This window comes from Haemophilus haemolyticus (assembly GCF_003352385.1).
GTDB classification, from domain to species: domain Bacteria; phylum Pseudomonadota; class Gammaproteobacteria; order Enterobacterales; family Pasteurellaceae; genus Haemophilus; species Haemophilus haemolyticus_I.
Genome location: NZ_CP031243.1, coordinates 41,506 through 64,393, shown reverse-complemented (window position 1 = coordinate 64,393; position 22,888 = coordinate 41,506). Strand labels below are relative to the sequence as shown.

The window sequence follows — 22,888 nt, the reverse complement described above, 5'->3', positions numbered from 1 at the left end:
AAGCGTGCTAGAATAGTGCGCTTTTTTATTACATCGTTCTAAACCATATCAAGGAATAATTATGCGTCCAAATAATCGAGAAAATAATCAACCCCGCCAAATTAAAATTACCCGTAACTATACTAAACACGCTGAAGGTTCCGTGCTGGTTGAATTTGGTGATACTAAAGTGCTTTGTACTGCAACAGTGGAAGATGCTGTTCCACGTTTCTTAAAAGGACAAGGGCAAGGCTGGGTCACGGCTGAATACGGAATGTTGCCACGTTCAACACATAGTCGTATGCAACGTGAAGCGGCTAAAGGTAAACAAGGCGGACGCACAATGGAAATTCAACGCTTAATTGCCCGTTCTTTGCGAGCGATGGTGGATCTTAAAGCACTGGGTGAACGTGCGATTACTTTAGATTGCGATGTTATTCAAGCAGATGGCGGCACACGAACTGCATCCATTACTGGTGCTGCAGTTGCATTATGTGATGCGATCAATGGTTTAATTGAGAATGGCACATTAAAAATTAACCCAATTAAAGGTTTGGTTTCGGCGATTTCTGTGGGGATTGTTGATGGTCAAGCTGTTTGTGATTTGGAATATGTGGAAGATTCTGCAGCGGAAACCGATATGAATGTTGTGATGATGGAAGATGGTCGCATGATTGAGGTGCAAGGCACTGCAGAAGGCGAGCCATTTAGTCATGAAGAATTATTAACATTATTAGATTTAGCGAAACAAGGTTGTAATCAAATTTTTGTCGCTCAACGCGAAGCGCTAGGCTTATAAACATAGTTTATAGGGGTTAAAAAATGGAACAATATAAACGCGATTTTATCGAATTTGCTTTAAGCCGAAATGTATTGAAATTCGGTGAGTTTACTTTGAAATCGGGGCGTAAAAGTCCGTATTTCTTCAATGCGGGTCTGTTTAATACGGGGGCAGATTTAGCGCGTTTAGGCGAGTTTTATGCTGCGGCAATTCAGGCAAGTGCGGTAGATTTTGATGTTGTTTTTGGCCCTGCTTACAAAGGTATTCCAATTGGCACTTCAGTTTCGGTGGCGTTATTTAATCGTTATGGTATTGATAAACCCGTGTGTTTTAATCGCAAAGAAGTGAAAGATCACGGAGAGGGCGGCAATTTAATTGGTAGCCCATTGCAAGGAAAAATTTTGCTTGTAGATGACGTGATTACGGCGGGTACTGCAATTCGTGAATCTATGGAATTAATCAGTGCAAATCAGGCAGAGCTTGCGGCTGTATTAATCGCTCTAAACCGTAAGGAGCGAGGAAAAGGCGAGCTTTCAGCAATTCAAGAAGTAGAACGTGATTATCAATGCCAAGTGCTATCAATCATTGATTTAGATGATTTGATGCAATTTATTGAACAAGATCCTCGATACAGTAGCCATTTGTCAGAAATGCGTGCTTATCGTGCTGAATTTGGCGTATAAAACTTGAGAAATAAATTTTTGTCATCATTATAAATAACATTATAAAAATAACCGCACTTTGACTTAACAGGGGAAAGAATGGGATTTATTGGAAAAATTATAGGCGTATTTTTAGGTTGGAAAGTTGGTGGATTTTTTGGTGCGATTGCTGGGCTTGTTTTAGGTTCCATCGCAGATAAAAAATTGTATGAACTTGGTTCAGTAAGTTCCAGTTTCTTTAAAAAGAAAACAACGCGTCAAGACTTGTTTATGCAAACCACCTTTGCGGTGTTAGGGCATTTAAGTAAATCTAAAGGGCGTGTAACAGAAGAAGATATTCAATTAGCTAATCAATTAATGATTCAGCTTAAACTGGATGATGCGGGGCGTAAATTAGCGCAAGATGCATTTCGTCGTGGTAAAGAATCTGATTTCCCAATTCGCCAAGTTATCCGTGAATTTCGCATTGGTTGTGGGCAGCGTGCTGATTTATTGCGAATGTTCTTACAAGTGCAAGTTCAAGCGGCTTTTGCCGATTCAGAACTTCACGAAAATGAGAAGGAAGTACTTTATGTGATTGCTGAAGAACTTGGTCTTTCTCGTATGCAATTTGAACAAATGATTGCAATGGAAATGGCTGCTCGAGCTTTTACTCAAGGCGGTTTCTATCAGCAATATCAACAAGGTGCCTATCAAGGGGGCTACCAATATCAGCAACAAAATAGTGGTGGTTACCAACATGCTTCTGGCCCAACTTTAAATGATGCCTATAAAGTATTGGGTGTGACTGAGTCCGATGAGCAAAACACGGTTAAGCGCGCTTATCGTCGTTTAATGAATGAACACCATCCAGATAAACTTGTGGCGAAAGGTTTACCTCCAGAAATGATGGAAATGGCAAAAGAAAAAACTCAACAGATTCAAGCTGCTTACGATTTAATTTGTAAAGCAAAAGGCTGGAAATAGTGCGTGTTATTCTTGCGCCGATGCAAGGGGTTCTAGATCCCTTTGTGCGTCAACTTCTCACTGAAGTGAATGACTACGATTTATGTATAACAGAATTTGTCCGAGTAGTTGATCAACTTCTTCCTGAAAAAGTATTTTATCGTTTATGCCCTGAATTAAAAAATCAGGGCTTTACTTCTTCTGGTACGCCAGTGCGAGTGCAGTTACTAGGGCAGCATCCAGAATGCCTTGCTGAAAATGCGATTCGTGCGATAGAACTTGGTTCTCATGGCATTGATTTAAATTGTGGTTGCCCCTCTAAAACTGTGAATGGAAGCAATGGTGGTGCGGCATTATTGAAACAGCCTGAATTGATTTATCGTGCAACTCAAGCCTTACGCCAAGCTGTGCCCAATGAGTTTCCTGTTAGTGTAAAAGTGCGGTTAGGTTGGGATGATATTTCTCAAGCTTTTGAAATCGCTGACGCGGTAGAGCAAGGTGGCGCAACCGAAATTACAGTTCATGGACGCACAAAATCTGATGGTTATCGCGCTGATCGAATTAATTGGAAAAAAATTGGCGAAGTACGAGAGCGTTTATCCATTCCAGTTATTGCTAACGGAGAAATTTGGCATTGGCAAGATGGGCAAGATTGCTTATCTCAAACAGGTTGTCAGGATTTAATGGTAGGACGAGGCGCGTTGAATATTCCGAACTTAAGCCATGTTCTGAAATCAAATGCAGAAAAAATGCCTTGGTGTGAGATTCAAAAAATCTTGCAAAAATATGCTAATGTCGAAAATGAATATGACAGCGGTTTTTACCATGTGGCACGCATTAAACAATGGTTACGTTATTTGAATAAGGAATATGATGAGGCGAACCAAGTGTTTGATAAGATTAAGACTTGCCAAACTGCTGAAGATTTGAAATTACGTTTAAATGATAAATAAAAAAACCTGCTAATTAGCAGGTTTTCTTTTTCTAAATTATTTAAAAACTCACCGCACTTTTTAATTTTTTCAGTGCATTAGTTTCTAATTGACGGATACGTTCCGCAGAGACATTATATTTTGCCGCTAAGTCGTGTAATGTGGCTTTGTTATCGTCTAACCAACGAGCTTTTATAATATCTTGACTACGTGCATCTAGACTTTGTAGCGCTGCACCTAATTGCTCGGTTGCTTGGCTTTCAAAGTTTTCATTTTCAAGCTCAGCTGCGAAATTAGAACTTTTATCTTCCAAATAAAGAGCTGGAGAATAGGTCTCTGTTTCAGCATCATCAGTGGGTAAATCAAAACCTACATCGGCACCGCTCATACGCGATTCCATTTCGATCACATCTTCTTTGGAAACACCCAATTCATTTGCTACGATATCAACTTCATTTTCATTAAACCAGCCTAAACGTTGTTTAGTTTTACGTAGGTTGAAAAATAATTTACGTTGAGCTTTCGTGGTTGCGACTTTTACGATACGCCAGTTACGAAGAACATATTCGTGGATCTCAGCTTTAATCCAATGCACGGCGAATGACACCAAACGTACACCAACTTCAGGGTTAAAACGTTTAACAGCTTTCATTAAGCCGATATTGCCTTCTTGGATTAAGTCAGCTTGTGGCAAACCATAGCCAGAATAGCCACGCGCAACATGGATCACGAAACGAAGATGCGACAAAATGAGTTTTTTCGCTGCATCTAAATCCTCGTGATAATACAAACGTTCTGCCAATTCCTTTTCTTCCTCTGCGGTCAGCATCGGATATTCATTTGCCGCACGAATATAACCTTCGATACTGCCTTGAGGAACTAACATCATTTGTGTTTCTTTATCCATCGTTTCCCTTCTTTATTTTGGCTTTTGCCAATCAATGTACCTAGTTATAGCACAATAAGCTATCTTATTGAACCAATTTGTTAATAAGACAGGTTTTATCAATCAAAAGTTCAATTATTCTAAATAATTTTGATTAATTAGCAAAGTGGGATCAGGGTTAAATTAAGATTTTCATCAATTACTTTAAATAGTAAATCAATGTTCGGATGCTTGCCTGGATTCACTTTTGCATCTTCGACGTGTTCTGCAAACCATTCAACGCCTTGTTGTGCGGAAGTGCGGTTTAATTTCCCGTTAAATTTTTCAGCCAACGCATTATAAAGGCGAAGCGAACCTAATTTACCTGGTATGGCTGGAATGTTGTGGATAATAGTTTCACCATCCATCACATTTAAACCAGTTAAATGATCGATTGTGGGTAAGGTTTCTAAAATTTCTTTAAAGCTCATGGTTTATTTCCTTAATCTATATAAATTATGCGATAGTTTGCTCGCTATTTACTTCGCCAGTTGCACCAATAAAGCGGACTTCAGGTTGTAAATATACACCAAATTTTTCTGCAACGGTTTGGCGAACGTGATGGGCGAGTTTGACTATGTCTTGTCCTGTTGCTCCACTTTTGTTAATTAATACTAATGCTTGTTTTTCATGAACGGCTGCACCGCCAATTTGAAAACCTTTAAGATTGCATTGATCAATCAGCCAGCCCGCCGCTAATTTCACTGAGCCATCTGCCTGTGGAAAGTGCGGTAGATTTTCGTGATGTTTTTTTATTTCCTCAAAATGTTCTGAACTGACAACTGGATTTTTAAAGAAGCTGCCCGCATTACCAAATTCATTTGGATTAGGTAATTTACTTTGACGGATATGACAGACTTCATCAAAAATTTGTTTAGCGGTGACTGTTTGGGGATCGAACTCTACAAGCGAGCCATATTTTAGAATAGGCTGCCAATTTTTTGTGAGCTTTAATCCAACCGCTGTAATCGCATAACCTTGTTGATAACGATGTTTGAAAATACTTTCACGATAACCAAATTCACATTGTTCTACGTCGAGTCGGAAGGTTTCATTCGTGTTTAAATTAAGTACATCCACATAATTGCATACGTCTTTAAATTCCACACCGTATGCACCGATATTTTGAATTGGTGCAGAGCCTGCACAGCCAGGAATCAGAGCCAGATTTTCTAATCCATAAATACCATTGTTAATAGACCACTCTACCAATTCATGCCAATTTTCACCGCCATTCACATGCAGGTAGTGAAAATCAGAATCTTGTTGGTGAGTAATGCCCATTAAACGATTTAAAATCACCACACCATTAAAATCATCCAAAAATAGCATATTACTGCCTTGACCTAGAAAAAGTGCGGGTAAATTTTCCGCTTTTGAATGAGCCCATGCTTGTTGTAGTTGTTCAATGCTATGCGCTTCGATAATTTCACGAGCATTAGCATGAATATGGAAAGTGTGAAAAGGTTGTAAATTTTGCATTTAAAATACCATTATCGGGTGCATAAAAAATTTATCTTTTATGCCAGCTGCTATGAATAATTATATCCACCGTAATCAACATAATGCGTGTGGAAGCGTGATTTTCACCTGTGTACCGCCTTGTTCGCGACGGATGATGTTAAATTCTGCGTTAAGTTGGCGACTACGTTCAGTCATAATATTTAACCCATAATGACCTTCAGGTTCTTCAAGGTCTTGAATACCGATACCATTATCTTCAACTAAAATTTCGTATTCGCCTTCTGCATTAATTTTGGCGCTAATTTCAATTGCTGTGCCTTGAGAATGTTTGATCGCATTGGTGGTCGCTTCGCGTACAATTTGTAGCACGTGAACCAGTTGTTGTGGATTCAAACTTTGTGATGGCAATTGACAATTAACGTTCATTTGCATCGTTGTTTGTGAACGTAATGACTCAATCACTTGTTCTAGCGCAAGCTGTAAATTAGCTTCTTGTATAGTTAAACGGAAAGTGGCTAAAAGCTCGCGTAATTGTGCATATCCACTCGAAAGAGCCTGTTCAAAATCACGAATAATGACCAAACTTTGTTCTTTGGATGAATCGCCTTCTTTCTTCAAGTTATGTTTAAGTAATGTAAGTTGGATCTGTAAAAACGATAGCACTTGAGCCAACGAGTCATGTAGTTCTCGCGCGATAATTGACCGCTCTTCCATCAATAAGAGCTGTTCTTGTTGGCGTAAACTTTTTTGGAAATAAAGGGCTCGCCCAAGCATTTGAGCAAGGTTTTGCATCATTCTCGGATCGGGACAAGGCAATCCTGCTTGCCAAGAGAGTGCACCGAATTCTTCATTATCGACAGAAAGTGTCTCAGTTTGCAAAGAGCAGTCTAAATCTTGAGTACCAAAAGCAATATCCCAATGCTCTGCACCCATAACTTCAACTTTGATATATTTCAAATTCTCGCTGACCAGAATGTGGTCAAGCACTTGGTTTAATACTTTATCGTTGATCGTGTTGGCATTAAGAATTTGAGAACTTTGATAAAGGGTCGTCAAAGAGCGGTTGGTTTGGCGTAACTTTTGTGTTTTTTCGTTTACTGTTTCTTCCAAACGTGAATAAAGCTGACCAAGCTCCGTGGACATTTGTGTGAAGATACGCGCCAATGTACCGAGTTCATTTTGTTTCGTTGTATCAAGCGGGATGTGATTAAATTGGCGCATTTGCACTTGCATACTGGCTTTCGTCATTAAGTGCAGTGGTTTTACGACTTCCCGCTGTGTGTACCAAATTACATAAGACACCATGAGTAAAATTAACCACATCGCGAAAAAAAGTACCGATACGCCCAAAATCCATTTTTGTTCACTAAAACGTTGTAGCTCAAACACAAAATAATCAACATCTGCCACATAGTCAGTGAGCTGATTACTATAGTTTTTTACATCGTGTTGGCGGGCATATTTTTCCATGTTCGTCCAACGTTGCAAAATGTTTTGATAGGAATATTTTAATACATTCGGTGTGAAAAATTGATTTTGAACTTCTAGTAAAGCAGATGAATGAAGGCTTATATGATAACGACGTAAGTTCGTTTCCACACTGTCTGGTTGTTCTTGCATTTCATAGAGCAGGCGATAACTTTGCATCCGCAAAGAACCTGAAATATTAATGGCTTCTGCGTCATATTTATTACTGCTCATAATTGCCAAACTTAGCGAGCTAATCACACCAGCAACGATAAGAATGATAAATAAATATTTCGCAATACGGGTGGAAACGGAACCTTTAGTATGCACAGGAAACTCCAGTGGAAATTTAGAAAAGTGCGGTGAATTTTTTATTTCTTTTTAAATTTAGCCCAAACTTTATCTTCTTGACCGCGCCATAAACGTTGAACATTATCGTGATGACGATAAATTAATAGACAACAGACCAAGGCAACGGGAAAAGTAAATTCAGGTTTAAACCACCACACATAAAAAGGCACAAGTAAAGCAGAAATAACCGCACTTAATGAAGAATAACCGCTGATAAGAAAAACGAAGACCCAAGTGCCTAATGTAGAACCCGCTACAGCCCAAGAAATTGGAGCAATCGCACCGAAAGCGGTTGCGACGCCTTTGCCGCCTTTGAATTGGAAGAATATTGGGAATATGTGCCCCAAGCAAGCACCTAGTGCGACCATGCCTAATTCAAATTGTGTGAGTCCTAAATAGTAACCAACCCATACTGGCGTCATGCCTTTTAAAATATCAATAATCAGTACGGCGAGAGCAGACCAGCGGCCTCCGATACGAAGTACATTTGTCGCACCTGGATTGTTTGATCCATTTTGACGAGGATCAGGCAAGCCTGCAACGCGACAAATTAGAATAGCACTGGAAATAGAGCCTAAAAGATAGGCACAAAGCATATAAAAAAGGGCAAAAAGGCTCATTTTGTACTCCAGCAAGAAAAATTATTCGTTATTCTACCCAAAGTTGATAGCATACGCCTACAATAATTTTAGAGGAAATCTTATGGATCGTGTTTTTATTGAAGAATTGACTGTTTTTGCTCAAATTGGCGTATATGATTGGGAACAGCAAATTAAGCAAAAACTTGTGTTTGATTTGGAAATGGCTTGGGATTGTAAACAAGCGGCGGAAACGGATGATGTTGCATATTGTTTGAATTATGCTGAAGTGAGCCAAGTGATAATTGATTATGTGGAAAGCAAACCTTTCTTGTTGATTGAGCGAGTGGCTTATGAAGTGGCGGATTTGCTTGAGTCACGTTATCAACTTCAAGGATTAAAAATTAAACTGAGTAAACCGAAAGCCGTAGCGCAAGCTCGAAATGTTGGCGTATTGATTGTACGTGGATGTTTAAAATAATGTGAAATTTTCGTAAAAACTTGTCGGCTTTTTAAACGAAATTGACTAAAATAATCATGAGTTTTTACTGCAATAAAGGAGATTGCAATGAATATGAAAACCTTATTAGCACTAGCGGTTAGTGCGGTATGTTCAGTTGGTGTGGCGCAAGCACATGAGCATAATCATGATCACAATATGGCACCAAAAGGTGCTTCTATTGAAGTGAAAGTGCAGCAACTTGATCCAGTAAACGGTAACAAAGATGTGGGTACAGTGACTATTACCGAATCTAACTATGGCCTTGTGTTTACCCCTAATTTACAAGGATTAAGCGAAGGCTTACATGGTTTCCACATCCATGAAAACCCAAGCTGTGAGCCAAAAGAAAAAGAGGGTAAATTGACAGCAGGTTTAGGCGCTGGCGGTCACTGGGATCCTAAAGGTGCAAAACAACACGGTTACCCATGGCAAGATGATGCACACTTAGGTGATTTACCGGCATTAACTGTATTACATGATGGCACTGCAACTAATCCTGTTTTAGCGCCACGTCTTAAACATTTAGATGATGTTCGCGGTCACTCTATTATGATCCACGCTGGTGGTGATAATCACTCCGATCATCCAGCTCCACTTGGCGGTGGCGGCCCACGTATGGCATGTGGCGTGATTAAATAAGTCGATTTTTTAAAGATAAAAAAGTGCGGTCAAGTTTGACCGCACTTTGTGTTTAAACTCGATGCAACATCATATCTAGCCATTAGTAGTGGTTTGATGAACATAGTTAAAGTAAGTAATATATATCGATAATAACGAGCCGATATATCGGGAGGAATATTGAAAACTAAGCTATTACTTCAATATCTTATATTTTGGGTAATTATATTTATTATTTGTTTTACATTTTCTACATTAGCATTTAGTTTGTTTGAACTACTTCTAAAAGTTGATAGTTATTCTTTTTCTGATTTTAAGAAAATGGCATATTTCTGGCTAAATGGATCTGCTGCAATGGCGACTCTAGTTTTGATAATTGAAGCTAGAAATAAGCGATGGTAATATTCGAGACGTTTCAAAAAAGTAATGTTTAGAAATATTGGATAGATTGATATTTGAGTAGAATGTAATTTAAAATGTTCAGATATAAAGCGCGGTCAATTTCCAAAGAGTTTTAAAACTTCTCAATATTAACCGCACTTTTTTTGCTAGATATTTAGCATTTAATTTACGACTTCAGCAGTATATTTCAGCTTATGAATCGCATCGAATAATTGCTGGTTTGTGACTTTAGGATCTTCCACAACCGTCACTAAACCATCTTTAATGGATGGTTTTGTTGAAATCACGCCATCAATATTACGCAGTTCTTTATTGACTAAGTAAGCGCAAAGCTGGCAATTCATTTCTTTTACTTTTAGCACAATTTGTTTGGTTTCATTCGCATGAGCGAAAGAGATTGCAAACAGCGAAAGTAAAAGTGCGGTACATAATTTCTTCATTTTTATTCCTAATTAGCTAATTCTAAAATCCAAGGCAAAATTGTTGGATAGGTTAAGAAAAAAATCATCACGATAAATACAATCCAATATAAAACGATGAGTTTTTTACGGGAAATATATTTGCTACAAATGATTTTTTTGGAAAACATCAACAGCCAAAATCCATAGGCAAAGGCGCATAATGAAATAATGAGCATGGGAATACGCAAATAATCATATTCGCCCAAGCCAATCAACCAAGTAGACGATACGCCGAACACTAAATAAATTAATGGTGCGATGCAGCACAAAGTTGATGCCACCGCGGCGCTAAGTGCGGTGGCAATCGCAACCCAAAAGGATTTATTAGAGTTTTTTAGAGACGTAGTCATATTTAAATTCTTTTGGATCAAAGGAATTTAATGGATCGCCACCCACTTCAGCATACGGATAGCCGAAGTTATTGATTGGAGCCAGTTCTGGTTGTGGATATAAATCGAAGTCACGGGCATGATTAAATCCCACCCAGTTTGCTTCCCAGTTACCAAACAAATATTTTGCTACGGCTTGTGTATCTTTATCTTCAACAGATTTTTTCTCTGCTAAACGCATTTTTGCAACGTCTGCGGAATCAACTGGTACCCAACCAAACCCTGCAAGGTAGAATTCAGCGCGGCAGTGCTGACCGCCACTTACGTTTGCGATGCCTTGTTCATTTGCACTACCGAAAGCACCTTTGGAATATTTGCCCATTTTCTCTGCCGCACCTAAGCGAATACCAAAAATTTCACGAGCTGGGATGCCTGCCGCACGAGCAAGTGCCACAAATACAGAGTTAATATCGGTACATTTACCTTTTAATACGCCAGTGGTAAGAATTTTTTCTACATCGCCGTCGCCACAACCTAATACAGAATTATCACGTTCCATATTGTTGACGATCCATTGGTGAATCAACTCAGCTTTTTTCAATGGATTGGTTTCAGTGCCTACAATCTTATCGGCGAACTGTTTCACAATACCATCTGTTTTAATATGTTGAGTCGGTTTTAAATATTCTTGTACATCAACAGAATAGTGAACGTCTTTTGGTGGCGTGTAATTCGTCAACGCACCTTTAACCATTGGTTCACGATCTTTGGTTTCAATCACCATCGTGATTTTTAAATCGCGTTTTTGTGCATCTTTATCCCAAGTGGCAAATAAGGTTTTCGCACCGTATTTATTGTTTTCTGTTACATAGGCATTCATGTAATTACCTTCAAAGTGAATCGATTTCACTTGTTGGTATTCCCCATTAAATGGCAACGGAACCCATAAATTGGTTTGTCCTTGTGAGCCTTTTGGTGCAACTAGGTCATAGGTTTGAGTGAATTCATACAGATGAGAATCGGTATTGTAGTTTGGAATGTCAGTATTGGCGTAAGCCATGGAACATGCGGAGAGCACCACAGTGGCGATAAGTTTCTTCATGAAAAGATCCTTCTAGTTAGTTAACAGTTAAAACTTAACACATTAGATAAACTAATTGTGGATGGCGATATGCTAACGGATTTTTCAGGTGCTCGTCAATTGAGCAATATGAAATAAATAAAATGTAATACTGATCCGACCAGATTGGTGATTTATCATTTTTTGATTTTTATCAACAATCATCTGAACCTTTTTTCTTTACACTGAAAAGCATCACTTCATTATTCCGGGAGAATATGATTATGGATAAAAATAATCCAAACTTTTTTGCGCTTAATCGCAGACAACTTCTTAAAACTAGTGCCGCTCTGGCTACGGTTTCCCAATTATCTCTTCCTTTCACTTCCAAAGCTGAAACTAAACCGATTGTAGAATCCACAGAAAAAGTGGTGTGGAATACTTGTCCTGGTAACTGCCACAGCCGTTGTGCGCTTCGTTTACATGTGAAAGATAACGAAGTCTATCGAGTCGAAACGGATAATACTGGTGACGATATTTATGGAAATCACTAAGTTCGTGCTTGTTTGCGTGGACGTTCTATTCGCAGAGTAATGAATCATCCTGACCGTTTAAAATACCCAATGAAACGAATTGGCAAACGAGGAGAAGGGAAATTTAAACGTATCAGTTGGGAAGAGGCTTATGACACGATTGCAGATAACCTCAAACGTATTGTAAAGGAATACGGTAATGAAGCTGTGTATATTAATTACAGCTCAGGTGTAAGTGCAGGAAATATGCTCCGTTCTGCCGCGCCGACTTCGCCCTTTGCTCGTTTGATGAATTGTTATGGCGGTTATTTAAGCTATTACGGCACTTACAGCCGTGCTCAAGTTTCTATGGCAATGCCTTACACTTATGGTTCAAATGAAGGCAATGCAACATCGGATATTATTAACAGTAAGCTAGTTGTATATTTCGGCAACAATCCGATGGAAACACGTATGAGCGGTGGTGGTATTACATATCATCTAGAGCAAGCTCGTGAAATTTCAAAAGCGAAAATGATCGTAATTGATCCTCGTTACACCGATACTGCCGCAGGGCGTGAAGATGAGTGGGTGCCAATTCGTCCAGGTACCGATGCTGCATTGGTGGCGGGAATGGCATATGTGATGATTAGTGAAAATTTAGTTGATCAAGCATTTTTGGATAAATATTGCGTGGGGTATGATGAAAAAACGTTGCCACCAAGTGCGCCAAAAAATGCTCACTATAAAGCTTATATTCTCGGCTATGGTGAAGATGGCGTTGCAAAAACACCAAGCTGGGCAGCTAAAATTACCGGCATTCCAGAAGACACAATTATTCGACTTGCACGTGAAATTGCGATGACAAAACCTTGCTGTATTGTTCAAGGATGGGGTATTCAGCGCCAATCCAATGGCGAACTCGGTGTAAGAGCGGTCGCAATGTTAGCTATTTTAACGGGGAATGTGGGGATTCATGGCGGTAATTCAGGTGCGCGTGAAGATACTTACAAGATTACGAATGTCAAATTTCCAACCTTAAAAAATCCAGTGAAAACTAAAATTTCTGTGTTTATGTGGACGGATGCCATAGAAAGAGGTCCTGAAATGACCGCACTTCGTGATGGTGTCAAAGGTAAGGATAAATTAGATGTACCGATTAAATTTATTTGGAACTATGCAGGCAATACCATCACCAATCAACATTCTAATATCAATAAAACGCATCGCATTCTACAAGATGAAAGCAAATGTGAAATGATTGTTGTCATTGAAAATTTTATGACAGATTCTGCCAAATATGCCGACATTTTATTACCCGATTTAATGATCACTGAACAAGCCGATCTCACGCCAAACGAATATGCTGGAAATATGGGCTATTTAATTTTTGGGCAACCGGCTACTACCGCTAAGTTTGAACGTAAGCCTATTTACGAAATCGCCAGTGAGATTGCTAAACGACTCGGACAAGATGTGTATGACAAATTCACAGAAGGCAAAACACAAGAAGATTGGATTAAGTTCTTATATTCAGAAATGATGAAAAAAGATAAAGACTTACCTGATTATGAAAATATGAAGAAAATTGGTATCTTCAAAAAACGTGATCCCAAAGGGCACTTTGTTGCGTACAAAGCTTTTAGGGAGGATCCTGAAAAAAATCCATTAAAAACTCCGTCCGGCAAAATTGAAATCTATTCGGAAGCTTTAGCTAAAATTGCGCAAACGTGGGAATTGGAAGAGGACGATGTGATTCATCCATTACCAATTTACCATGCAGGCTTCAACGGTGTAGATGATCCGAAACGCAAAGATTATCCATTCCAAATGATTGGTTTCCATTACAAAGCTCGTACTCATTCTTCTTATGGTAATGTGGATATTTTAGCAGCCGCAAATCGACAAGAAATTTGGATTAACCCAATTGATGCACAAGCTAAAAATATCCAAGATGGTGCAATGATTCGTGTATTTAATGAAAATGGCGAAGTCCGTATTGCCGCTAAAGTTACGCCTCGCATTATGCCTGGTGTGTTAGCAATGCCACAAGGAGCATGGCACAAAGCGAATATGAATGGGGATCAAATCGACCATGGTGGTAGTATTAATACACTGACTACACATCGACCTTCACCATTGTCAAAAGGTAATCCACAACATTCTAATTTAGTTCAAGTGGAACGCTTGTAGGGAGTGAATTATGAAACAATATGGATTTTATTTTGATTCGGATCGCTGTACAGGCTGTAAAACTTGCGAATTAGCCTGTAAAGATTACAAAGATTTAGGTACAGACGTGAATTTTCGTCGGATTTATGAGTACACAGGGGGCACATGGAATCAACAATCAGATGGATGTTGGCATCAAGATGTGTTTGCTTATTATATGTCTATCTCTTGTAACCATTGTGCAAATCCTGCTTGCACAGCAGTTTGTCCAACTGGGGCGATGCACAAAAATGAAGATGGTTTTGTGATTGTAAATGAAGAAACTTGTATTGGTTGCCGTTATTGTCATATGGCGTGTCCTTATGATGCGCCGCAATATGATGCACAAAAAGGTCATATGACAAAATGTGATGGATGTTATTCTCGTGTGAAAGCAGGACAAAAACCAATCTGTGTGGATGCTTGTCCATTGCGAGCACTTGATTTTGCACCAATTGACGAGTTGCGAGCTAAATATGGCGAGCAAGCTTCTATTGCGCCATTACCGCCAGCAGAGATTACTCATCCAAATTTAGTGGTAAAACCAAACAAAAATTCCCGTCCAAGTGGCGACACAAGCGGATTCTTAGGCAATCCAAGAGAGGTGTAAGATGAACGCTGGATTACATGAACTTCCATTAGTTTTTTTCACAGTATTAGCTCAAAGTGCGGTCGGTGCTTGGCTTGTTTTTACTTTTGTGCTATTGGGTGAAAAAAATGACAAAAGTAGAGCTTACATTCATAAAGCGATGTTTGTGATTTTGTCTATTTTAGGTTTAGGTTTTATCGCTTCGGTCATGCATTTGGGAACACCAGTGCGGGCGTTTAACTCACTTAATCGAGTTGGTGAATCGATGCTGAGTAACGAGATCGCCTCAGGTGCAGTATTCTTTGGTTTGGCAGGATTATATTGGCTGATTGCTATTTTAGGTAAAATGCCAGTCTCCCATTGGAAATGTGTGGCGAATTTTGACCGCACTTACTGGGCTTTGTTTTATGTATATGATGAATCAGGTTTATCATATTGTCAGCGTGGAATACTGTCCTGACTTCTTGGTTATTCTATTTCACCGTGGCATTAGGCGGTTTGGCTTTAGCTTATGCGCTTTTAATGCCAAATAAACAACAAAGCTATCAACTTAACTTTGTACCAGGTTTATTTGCCTTTGCAGTGTTATGTGCTGCCGTGGTTTGTATATATCAAGGCTTTCATTTACAAGGTATTCATAGTGCGATCCAAAATGCAGCAGATCTCGTGCCAGATTATGCGGTGATGGCAGCTGTACGTTTATGTTTATTAGCTATTGCGTCATTCCTATTCTTCCGTGCTAAAAATGCGGGTTTATTATGGGGTGGAGTTATTTTAACTTTTGTTGCTGAAGGCATTGGTCGTGCGTTATTTTATGGATTACACATGACATATGGTATGGCGATTGGTAGCTAGTATCTAAATAAGTGCGGTTAGATTTTCGGAGATTTTATGCAAAACACGTTTCAACAAATTTCCCTTTACGGACGTTTGCTAGGAGCATCCTTTTATTATGAACCTAGTGATTCGCGTATTGCCGGTGTTTTAGATTTCTTTCGCCAACCAACTTGGACGGAAGAATGGGAAATTCCGTTGGAAGAAAAAGCATGCGAAAAAATTACCGCACTTATCAACCAAGGTTTAACACAAGACCTTACAGAGCAATATCAAAACCTCTTTATTGGTCCAAATGAATTGGTAGCGCCACCTTGGGGATCGGTTTATCTTGATCCTGAATGTGTAATTTTTGGAAATTCATTATTGGCATTACGTGATTTTTTAAAACATCATCAAATTGCTTTTCAAGCACAGCAAGATGAACCAGAAGATCATATTGGCTTAATGCTAATGCTTGCTGCATATTTAGCAGAAAATCGACCGCACTTATTAATCGAATTTCTACGTGAACACTTCTTAACTTGGGCGTATCATTTCCTTGAACAACTAAGCAAAATAGAAAATTCTGATTTTTATCAAGCTCTTGCATTACTTACCATAAAAACTTTACAACAATGGCAAGTAGATTTACATATTAATGTACCGACAGTAAGATTTTATCGATAATGAAAAACGAAGCCTATTATCAGGCTTATTTAAGCCACCATCACATTTCTCGTAGAGGACTATTGCGTCATGTATTTCCAGCTACAAAATCAACAATAGAAAAAACGCAGTCTCGTCCTCCCTTTTCAGCACGAGAAGATTTATTTTCCGCCGTCTGCAATGGTTGTGGGGAATGCGCTTCAGCTTGCCCTAATGGTTTAATTCAACTAAAACAGCAACAAGCCACCCTTGAAATTGACTACGCACCTTGTGATTTGTGTGGTAAATGCGCAGAAGTTTGTCCGACAAATGCACTACATCCTAATTTTCCAGCAGATACATTACTTCGTCCACAATTTTCCTCAGCCTGTTTAATCCTACAAAATCAAACCTGTCTAGACTGCCAAACCGCTTGCCCACAACAAGCAATCTCCAGCACTTTAGAGATTGATAATGAACGTTGCAATGGGTGCGGAGAATGTAAAATTACCTGTTTTGTCGCAGCCATTACACTTAAATAAAAAACCTTAATTTTCCAACCGCACTTTCCTTCTAACATTTGACACCTCTAACCCTTACACCTATTATTCCGTAGTTATTTATTAAGATTTACGGAACAAAATAATTATGGTGAATAAAACCGCTCAACTTAAACAAGCTCTAGAAAATCGCATTCTCATTTTAGACGGTGCGATGGGGACGATGATCCAAAAATATAAACTGACAGAAGCTGATTTTAGAGGCGAGAAGTTTAAGGAAAGTGCGGTCGATTTACGCGGTAATAATGATTTACTGACATTGACTCAACCGCTGCTAATTTCCGCTATTCATGAGAAATATTTGGCAGCGGGTGCAGATATTATTGAAACCAATACTTTTAGTTCAACTACGATTGCTCAAGCGGATTACGATTTGCAATCTATCGCTTATGAACTCAATTTTGTTGGTGCAAAATTAGCTCGTTTGGCAGCAGATAAATATAGCACGCCAGAAAAACCTCGCTTTGTCGCGGGCGTGTTAGGGCCAACAAACCGTACGGCTTCCATATCACCCGATGTAAATGATCCCGGTTTCCGCAATGTGACTTTTATGAAGTTGGTGGAGGCTTATGCCCAAGCAACAAAAGGCTTAATCGAAGGTGGGGCGGATTTAATTATGATCGAAACCATTTTCGACACGCTTAACGCTAAAGCGGCAGTTTTTGCTATTGAAAGCGTATTCGAAGAATTAGGCGTAGAATTGCCAATCATGATTTCCGGCACCATTACTGATGCTTCAGGGCGAACTCTTTCTGGGCAAACCACTGAGGCTTTCTATAACTCCCTCCGTCACGCAAAACCGCTCACTTTCGGTTTGAACTGCGCGTTAGGTCCAAAAGAATTACGCCAATATGTGGAACAGCTTTCAAAAATCAGTGAAACCTATGTTTCTGTGCATCCGAACGCGGGCTTGCCAAATGCTTTTGGTGGTTATGATTTAGGGGCAGAAGAGATGGCTGCTCACTTAAAAGAATGGGCAGAAAGTGGTTTTGTGAACATTATCGGCGGCTGTTGTGGTACCACGCCAGAACACATTAAAGCCTTTGCCGATGCGGTAGAAAACATCCCACCACGCAAATTGCCACAAATCAAAACCGCCATGCGTTTATCGGGTTTAGAACCGCTCAATATTGATGATGAAAGCCTGTTCGTGAACGTGGGCGAGCGTAATAACGTGACGGGTTCTGCAAAATTTAAACGCTTAATTAAAGAAGACAAATTTGCCGAAGCCATTGAAATTGCTATCGACCAAGTAGAAAACGGCGCGCAAGTCATTGACGTCAATATGGACGAAGCCTTGCTCGATGGCAAAAAATGCATGACCCGTTTCCTCAACATTATGGCAACAGAACCGGATGCAGCTAAAGTGCCGGTGATGATTGACTCGTCTAAATGGGAAGTGATTGAGGCAGGATTGCAATCGGTGCAAGGTAAACCGATTGTGAACTCTATTTCCTTAAAAGAGGGCGAGGAAAAATTTATTCATCAGGCTAAATTGGTACGTAAATACGGTGCGGCCGTTGTGGTGATGGCATTTGATGAAGTGGGGCAGGCTGATACAGAAGAGCGTAAAGTGGAAATCTGTACCCGTGCCTATAACATCTTAGTCAACCAAGTAGGCTTCCCGCCAGAAGACATTATTTTCGACCCGAATATTTTTGCCATCGGCACCGGGATTGAAGAACACAACAACTACGGCGTGGATTTCATTAACGCCACCGGTCGTATTAAACGTGCACTACCGCATGCGAAAATCTCAGGCGGGGTGTCGAATGTGTCTTTCTCATTTCGTGGTAACAACGTGATGCGTGAAGCCATTCACGCCGTCTTCCTCTATCACGCCATCAAACAAGGCATGGATATGGGGATTGTGAATGCGGGGCAACTTGCGATTTATGACGATCTCGATCCTGAATTGCGTGGCATTGTGGAAGATGCGGTATTAAACCGCAGCCCTGATGCCACCGAAAAATTACTCGATATTGCAGAAAAATATCGTAACCAAGGCAACGATGAAAGTGCGGTCGATTCTGTCGCAGAATGGCGTACTTGGCCAGTGGAAGAACGTTTAAAACACGCGCTGGTGAAAGGGATTACCACGCATATCATCGAAGACACCGAAGAAGCCCGCCAAAAATTACCAACGCCGTTAGAAGTAATCGAAGGTCCACTCATGGCAGGCATGGACGTGGTGGGCGATTTGTTCGGCGACGGTAAAATGTTCCTGCCGCAAGTGGTGAAATCCGCACGCGTAATGAAACAATCCGTGGCATATTTAGAGCCGTTTATTAACGCGACCAAACAAAAAGGCTCAAGCAACGGTAAAGTGGTGATCGCCACCGTGAAAGGCGATGTGCATGACATCGGCAAAAATATCGTGAGCGTGGTGTTGCAATGTAATAACTTTGAAGTGATCGATTTAGGCGTGATGGTGCCGGCAGACAAAATCATTCAAACCGCCATTGATGAAAAAGCGGATATTATCGGATTGAGTGGTTTGATTACGCCATCTTTAGACGAAATGGAATACTTCCTCGGTGAAATGACACGTTTAGGTTTGGACTTGCCTGTGTTGATTGGTGGCGCGACGACCTCCAAAGAACATACTGCGATTAAACTTTATCCAAAATACAAGCAACATGGTGTGTTCTATACCTCAAACGCCTCCCGTGCGGTAACGGTGTGTGCCACGTTGATGAACCCGGAAGGGCGTGCAGCATTATGGGAACAGTTTAAGAAAGATTACGAAAAAATCCAACAATCCTTTGCCAACCGCAAACCGTTGCGTAAACAACTCAGCATTGAAGAAGCCCGCGCCAACCGTTTCGACGGCTTTAGTGGCGAATGGGCGGATTATGTGCCGCCAACACCAAAACAAACGGGCATTGTGGAATTTAAAAATGTGCCAATTGCCGAGCTGCGCAAATTCATCGACTGGTCGCCATTCTTCCGTATTTGGGGCTTGATGGGCGGCTATCCTGATGCCTTTGATTATCCAGAAGGTGGCGAAGAAGCACGCAAAGTGTGGAATGATGCACAAGTGGTTTTAGATGAATTAGAGCAAAATCACAAACTCAACCCAAGCGGTATTTTAGGCATTTTCCCTGCAGAACGCGTGGGCGATGATGTGGTGCTATTCTCCGATGAAGAACGCACACAAACCATTGGCACGGCTTACGGCTTACGCCAACAAACGGAACGCGGCAAAAACAGCAAAAGCCCATTTAACTTCTGCTTAAGTGACTTTATTGCCGATCGCGAAAGCGGTAAAAAAGACTGGTTCGGCATGTTCGCCGTGTGCGCCGGTATTGAAGAAATGGATTTGGTGGAAGGCTACAAAGCCGCAGGCGATGACTACAACGCCATCTTGCTACAAGCCGTGGGCGACCGCCTCGCCGAAGCCATGGCAGAATACCTGCACTTTGAGCTTCGCACCCGCATTTGGGGCTACACGCAAGAGGAATTCGACAATCAAGGTTTAATCAACGAAAACTATGTCGGCATTCGCCCTGCGCCGGGTTATCCAAGCTGCCCAGAACATACGGAAAAAGCCTTGATTTGGGATTTATTAGAAGTAGAACAACGCATCGGTATGAAACTCACCGAAAGCTACGCCATGTGGCCGGCAGCTTCCGTCTGCGGCTGGTACTTCACCCACCCGGCAAGTAACTATTTCACCTTAGGTCGCATTGATGAAGACCAAGCTCAAGATTATGCTAAACGTAAAAGTTGGGATGAGAGAGAGATGATGAAATGGTTGGGTGTGGCGATGAAGTAGGGTTTATTGTAATTAATTTTTAATAACTCATAGGATAAGTAGTTAATATGAATAACATAAATATAAATGAACTTAAGAAAGTTTCTTCAATTGAAGATTTGGAAAAAATCGGAACCATAGAAAACATACGTAGTTATATAAACAGTATAATTCCAAATATGGAAATAAGTGCCACAACTTATAAAGATATTTTAGATACAATTATGTTCTTTAAAGAAAATCTACTACCATGGTCAGATAATGTATTTGTATCTAAACAAAAAGAATATATTTTTATACTAACTAAAATGGAAGGAGAGGCAAGAATGAAAGCCTTAAATGCTGACGATGAATTATATTTAAATAAAGAGCTAGCTAAAAAGTGGAGAAATAAAATAGCTCAAATTATACACTCTGATAAAGGTGGCTCTGATAATGCACTTATAGAACTAAATAAACTATATGAGAATATGACTGATGTGTAATAGTAAGGATAAAGAAGTAGCTTTAATTAATTCTAATGATATGACATTAAATTTCCCTGAGGCATCTCCTCATATAACTAAAGAGGGAGATAAAACAAGGAAAATAATTAAGAAAAATGGATATGCAGATCCTAATACAGGAGAAACATTTATTGATAAAACAGCCTTGCCACATTTATTAGTAACCGATAAGGCTGGAGTAAATAAATTCTATAATGAGTTAAATAATGATGAAAAAAGAGAAAATGGTAATAACAAATTAGTATCTGTTCCAGCAATACAAAAAGAGGTTGCAAAAAGGATTGAAGAACCTAGAGATACTTTAGAAAAAGAGAGACTTAGAGATACAGAAAAATGTCTTGTCGTACTAAGAGATAACCCAGAAATAGAAAAAGAAAGAGAATTAGTAGAGTCAAAAAATAGAAAAAATTTTAAAAAATTTAAGGAAAACGTTATAAAAGAGAATAATATAACAAATGATGAATGTACAGGTGAACCTTTATCAAGATATCCACATGCTCATCATATAGAAAGAAAAGTAGACGCTCCAAGAAAAGTATTAGACCCTAAAAATATAGCTATTGTTAATCCTGGCACTCATCAAAATATACATAGTAAAAAAATAAATAATAAGGAAGGACTACTAGATTATGCAGAGAACAATGGTGGAAATTTAGGAAACCGAATAAATAATAAATAGGATAATAGTTACCATATTAAACAAGCCAGGATGATGGCGCAAGCATCCTCGCTTGTGCCTCCCATCTAAAAGTGCGGTCAGAAAATCCAAAGAATTTTGAATATTAGTTCTGTCAACAGACTATGAGTAAAATTCGCAATGATTACATTAAGTAGCACCAGCGTGGACGCTGGCGCTATCTTGCTTTGTTTGTACCTATCTGTTGGCGCACGCTTCCTAGCGTGTACCTAATTTCACGAAAAAACACCTCAAAAACTCACCGCACTTTATTTACTTTCTAGGGCTCGCGTTAGGAAACGCGCGCCAGCATAAGTGTTAAATACAAAAAAGTGCGGTGAAAATTTTCAATATTTTTAGATTTACTGCAGCAACCAATCCACCACATAAACCACTTCAATCCCATCAATCTCCGTTTTTTCGTAATATTTCCCCGTAATTAAGATCTTTTTATAGTTATCTTTAATATGCAAAAGATTATCTGTTTCTTGGGTATTTTCAGGGATTTCAAAGGCGACTTGCACATATAGAATTTCATCAGCTTTTCGGGCGATAAAATCAATTTCTTTGCTGTCAAGTTTGCCGACATCTACGGTATAACCTCGTCTTAGCAATTCAATAAACACGATATTTTCTAAGCGATTGGCATAATTCTCGCCTTTTTTACCAATAGCGTGTCGTCTTAAACCGTTATCCTACAAAAAAGAATCACGTTTAAGAATATGGGTATCTTTCACGCCAGCTCTATGCGCTATGTCATTCAGCGCGATGGAATCAAAAATACCTGATAAAATCGTTTCTTTTAAAGGCTCATCAGCCCAACGCTGGGGAAACCGCCATATTTTTCGTATTCCGAATAGAGTTTATCCACCAATCTTGACTGGGTATCCACATTTTTGGAACGTAAAAATTCTTTAAAAGAAAGCGGATAAATTTTGATTTCTACATAGCGACTACTTAACAGCGTCGCCAGATCGCCGGAAAGCAAGTTGGCATTGGAACCCGTGATCACAATATCGGTGTTAAAACTCACGCGAAGCGCATTGACGTTTTTTTGCCAACCTTCCACAAACTGAATTTCATCAATCAGAAAGTAGATTTTCTCTTGAGAAGACGGCATTTTTTCTTGAATAAGCCGTTGGAAGTCTTGAGTGTCAATT

General features: G+C 39.6%; 20 protein-coding genes and 3 pseudogenes. 14 read left to right on the top strand and 9 right to left on the bottom strand.

Going from position 1 to position 22,888, the window contains the following annotated elements:
- Positions 1-61: 61 nt before the first annotated feature.
- The 4 genes from rph to dusC all read left to right on the top strand — a co-directional run bounded on the left by rph (position 62) and on the right by dusC (position 3,320).
- Positions 62-778 carry a ribonuclease PH gene (gene rph, locus DV428_RS00345; RefSeq protein WP_114908289.1) on the top strand — a complete coding sequence of 239 codons (717 nt, stop codon included), beginning with the start codon at positions 62-64 and terminating at the stop codon, positions 776-778.
- Between the two features lie 23 nt (positions 779-801).
- Positions 802-1,443: an orotate phosphoribosyltransferase gene (gene pyrE, locus DV428_RS00340; RefSeq protein WP_114908288.1), complete on the top strand. Its 642-nt coding sequence runs from the start codon at positions 802-804 to the stop codon at positions 1,441-1,443.
- Positions 1,444-1,521: 78 nt separating this feature from the next.
- Positions 1,522-2,388 carry a co-chaperone DjlA gene (gene djlA / locus DV428_RS00335; RefSeq protein ID WP_114908287.1) on the top strand — a complete coding sequence of 289 codons (867 nt, stop codon included), beginning with the start codon at positions 1,522-1,524 and terminating at the stop codon, positions 2,386-2,388.
- On the top strand, positions 2,388-3,320 hold the full coding sequence (dusC, locus tag DV428_RS00330) for a tRNA dihydrouridine(16) synthase DusC (RefSeq protein WP_114908286.1): 933 nt from the start codon (positions 2,388-2,390) through the stop codon (positions 3,318-3,320). The genes djlA and dusC overlap by 1 nt, the downstream gene beginning before the upstream one ends.
- Positions 3,321-3,360: 40 nt before the next feature.
- Here the strand turns inward: dusC and rpoH are convergent, their stop codons facing one another.
- The 5 genes from rpoH to plsY form a co-directional block, all read right to left on the bottom strand.
- On the bottom strand, positions 3,361-4,206 hold the full coding sequence (gene rpoH, locus DV428_RS00325; protein WP_005626842.1) for an RNA polymerase sigma factor RpoH: 846 nt from the start codon (positions 4,204-4,206) through the stop codon (positions 3,361-3,363).
- A gap of 137 nt (positions 4,207-4,343) precedes the next feature.
- On the bottom strand, positions 4,344-4,655 hold the full coding sequence (locus tag DV428_RS00320) for a DUF2322 family protein (RefSeq protein ID WP_005626845.1): 312 nt from the start codon (positions 4,653-4,655) through the stop codon (positions 4,344-4,346).
- Positions 4,656-4,680: 25 nt separating this feature from the next.
- A complete protein-coding gene (gene murB / locus DV428_RS00315; protein WP_114908285.1) occupies positions 4,681-5,706 on the bottom strand; it encodes a UDP-N-acetylmuramate dehydrogenase in 1,026 nt (341 codons plus the stop codon).
- Positions 5,707-5,781: 75 nt separating this feature from the next.
- Positions 5,782-7,485 (bottom strand): nitrate/nitrite two-component system sensor histidine kinase NarQ, encoded by a 1,704-nt coding sequence (narQ, locus tag DV428_RS00310; protein WP_114908284.1) that lies wholly within the window; start codon positions 7,483-7,485, stop codon positions 5,782-5,784.
- Positions 7,486-7,526: 41 nt separating this feature from the next.
- Positions 7,527-8,126 (bottom strand): glycerol-3-phosphate 1-O-acyltransferase PlsY, encoded by a 600-nt coding sequence (gene plsY / locus DV428_RS00305; RefSeq protein WP_114908283.1) that lies wholly within the window; start codon positions 8,124-8,126, stop codon positions 7,527-7,529.
- Positions 8,127-8,208: 82 nt separating this feature from the next.
- Between plsY and folB the strand changes: the two genes are divergently transcribed.
- The gene (folB, locus tag DV428_RS00300) at positions 8,209-8,565 is read left to right on the top strand and encodes a dihydroneopterin aldolase (RefSeq protein WP_065246561.1); all 357 of its coding nucleotides are present in this window, start codon (positions 8,209-8,211) and stop codon (positions 8,563-8,565) included.
- Positions 8,566-8,652: 87 nt separating this feature from the next.
- On the top strand, positions 8,653-9,225 hold the full coding sequence (gene sodC / locus DV428_RS00295) for a superoxide dismutase family protein (protein WP_005626862.1): 573 nt from the start codon (positions 8,653-8,655) through the stop codon (positions 9,223-9,225).
- A gap of 542 nt (positions 9,226-9,767) precedes the next feature.
- On the opposite strand, the gene DV428_RS00285 is transcribed toward sodC, so the two are convergent.
- From DV428_RS00285 to DV428_RS00275, 3 genes are read right to left on the bottom strand one after another with little or no spacing between them, the layout of a single operon-like run.
- Positions 9,768-10,046 (bottom strand): heavy-metal-associated domain-containing protein, encoded by a 279-nt coding sequence (locus tag DV428_RS00285; RefSeq protein ID WP_005644593.1) that lies wholly within the window; start codon positions 10,044-10,046, stop codon positions 9,768-9,770.
- Positions 10,047-10,054: 8 nt separating this feature from the next.
- On the bottom strand, positions 10,055-10,417 hold the full coding sequence (locus tag DV428_RS00280; protein ID WP_005635782.1) for a mercuric transporter MerT family protein: 363 nt from the start codon (positions 10,415-10,417) through the stop codon (positions 10,055-10,057).
- On the bottom strand, positions 10,392-11,498 hold the full coding sequence (locus tag DV428_RS00275; protein ID WP_114908281.1) for a transglutaminase-like domain-containing protein: 1,107 nt from the start codon (positions 11,496-11,498) through the stop codon (positions 10,392-10,394). The genes DV428_RS00280 and DV428_RS00275 overlap by 26 nt, the downstream gene beginning before the upstream one ends.
- A gap of 242 nt (positions 11,499-11,740) precedes the next feature.
- On the opposite strand from DV428_RS00275, the pseudogene DV428_RS00270 reads away from it, so the two are divergent.
- The 8 genes and pseudogenes from DV428_RS00270 (at position 11,741) to DV428_RS00235 (ending at position 21,731) form a co-directional block, all read left to right on the top strand.
- A pseudogene (locus tag DV428_RS00270) lies at positions 11,741-14,161 on the top strand (DmsA/YnfE/YnfF family dimethyl sulfoxide reductase).
- A gap of 10 nt (positions 14,162-14,171) precedes the next feature.
- Positions 14,172-14,789, top strand: coding sequence for a DMSO/selenate family reductase complex B subunit (locus DV428_RS00265; RefSeq protein ID WP_114908280.1), 618 nt, complete (start codon positions 14,172-14,174; stop codon positions 14,787-14,789).
- Position 14,790: 1 nt separating this feature from the next.
- Positions 14,791-15,623: pseudogene (locus tag DV428_RS00260) on the top strand (dimethyl sulfoxide reductase anchor subunit family protein).
- Between the two features lie 36 nt (positions 15,624-15,659).
- Entirely contained in the window at positions 15,660-16,271 is a 612-nt protein-coding gene (gene dmsD / locus DV428_RS00255; RefSeq protein WP_114908279.1) for a Tat proofreading chaperone DmsD, read from the top strand.
- Positions 16,271-16,771 carry a ferredoxin-type protein NapF gene (gene napF, locus DV428_RS00250; RefSeq protein WP_114908278.1) on the top strand — a complete coding sequence of 167 codons (501 nt, stop codon included), beginning with the start codon at positions 16,271-16,273 and terminating at the stop codon, positions 16,769-16,771. Before dmsD ends, napF begins: the two co-directional genes overlap by 1 nt.
- 106 nt (positions 16,772-16,877) lie before the next feature.
- The gene (gene metH, locus DV428_RS00245) at positions 16,878-20,567 is read left to right on the top strand and encodes a methionine synthase (RefSeq protein ID WP_192882105.1); all 3,690 of its coding nucleotides are present in this window, start codon (positions 16,878-16,880) and stop codon (positions 20,565-20,567) included.
- 47 nt (positions 20,568-20,614) lie between these two features.
- Complete coding sequence (locus DV428_RS00240; protein WP_114908276.1) at positions 20,615-21,031, top strand: hypothetical protein; 417 nt, start codon at positions 20,615-20,617, stop codon at positions 21,029-21,031.
- Complete coding sequence (locus tag DV428_RS00235) at positions 21,024-21,731, top strand: hypothetical protein (RefSeq protein WP_114908275.1); 708 nt, start codon at positions 21,024-21,026, stop codon at positions 21,729-21,731. Before DV428_RS00240 ends, DV428_RS00235 begins: the two co-directional genes overlap by 8 nt.
- Before the next feature lie 359 nt (positions 21,732-22,090).
- On the opposite strand, the pseudogene DV428_RS00230 reads toward DV428_RS00235, so the two are convergent.
- Positions 22,091-22,884, bottom strand: a pseudogene (locus DV428_RS00230) (ATP-binding protein); the annotation flags it as partial.
- Positions 22,885-22,888: the final 4 nt, after the last annotated feature.

Coding starts and splice junctions, on each gene's coding strand:
- DV428_RS00275 (WP_114908281.1), bottom strand. CDS start 11,498: ATGAAGAAACTTATCGCCACTGTGGTGCTCTCCGCATGTTCCATGGCT.
- napF (WP_114908278.1), top strand. CDS start 16,271: ATGAAAAACGAAGCCTATTATCAGGCTTATTTAAGCCACCATCACATT.
- sodC (WP_005626862.1), top strand. CDS start 8,653: ATGAATATGAAAACCTTATTAGCACTAGCGGTTAGTGCGGTATGTTCA.
- plsY (WP_114908283.1), bottom strand. CDS start 8,126: ATGAGCCTTTTTGCCCTTTTTTATATGCTTTGTGCCTATCTTTTAGGC.
- DV428_RS00320 (WP_005626845.1), bottom strand. CDS start 4,655: ATGAGCTTTAAAGAAATTTTAGAAACCTTACCCACAATCGATCATTTA.
- metH (WP_192882105.1), top strand. CDS start 16,878: ATGGTGAATAAAACCGCTCAACTTAAACAAGCTCTAGAAAATCGCATT.
- rpoH (WP_005626842.1), bottom strand. CDS start 4,206: ATGGATAAAGAAACACAAATGATGTTAGTTCCTCAAGGCAGTATCGAA.
- DV428_RS00240 (WP_114908276.1), top strand. CDS start 20,615: ATGAATAACATAAATATAAATGAACTTAAGAAAGTTTCTTCAATTGAA.
- DV428_RS00280 (WP_005635782.1), bottom strand. CDS start 10,417: ATGACTACGTCTCTAAAAAACTCTAATAAATCCTTTTGGGTTGCGATT.
- DV428_RS00285 (WP_005644593.1), bottom strand. CDS start 10,046: ATGAAGAAATTATGTACCGCACTTTTACTTTCGCTGTTTGCAATCTCT.
- pyrE (WP_114908288.1), top strand. CDS start 802: ATGGAACAATATAAACGCGATTTTATCGAATTTGCTTTAAGCCGAAAT.
- DV428_RS00235 (WP_114908275.1), top strand. CDS start 21,024: ATGTGTAATAGTAAGGATAAAGAAGTAGCTTTAATTAATTCTAATGAT.
- dmsD (WP_114908279.1), top strand. CDS start 15,660: ATGCAAAACACGTTTCAACAAATTTCCCTTTACGGACGTTTGCTAGGA.
- murB (WP_114908285.1), bottom strand. CDS start 5,706: ATGCAAAATTTACAACCTTTTCACACTTTCCATATTCATGCTAATGCT.
- folB (WP_065246561.1), top strand. CDS start 8,209: ATGGATCGTGTTTTTATTGAAGAATTGACTGTTTTTGCTCAAATTGGC.
- rph (WP_114908289.1), top strand. CDS start 62: ATGCGTCCAAATAATCGAGAAAATAATCAACCCCGCCAAATTAAAATT.
- djlA (WP_114908287.1), top strand. CDS start 1,522: ATGGGATTTATTGGAAAAATTATAGGCGTATTTTTAGGTTGGAAAGTT.
- DV428_RS00265 (WP_114908280.1), top strand. CDS start 14,172: ATGAAACAATATGGATTTTATTTTGATTCGGATCGCTGTACAGGCTGT.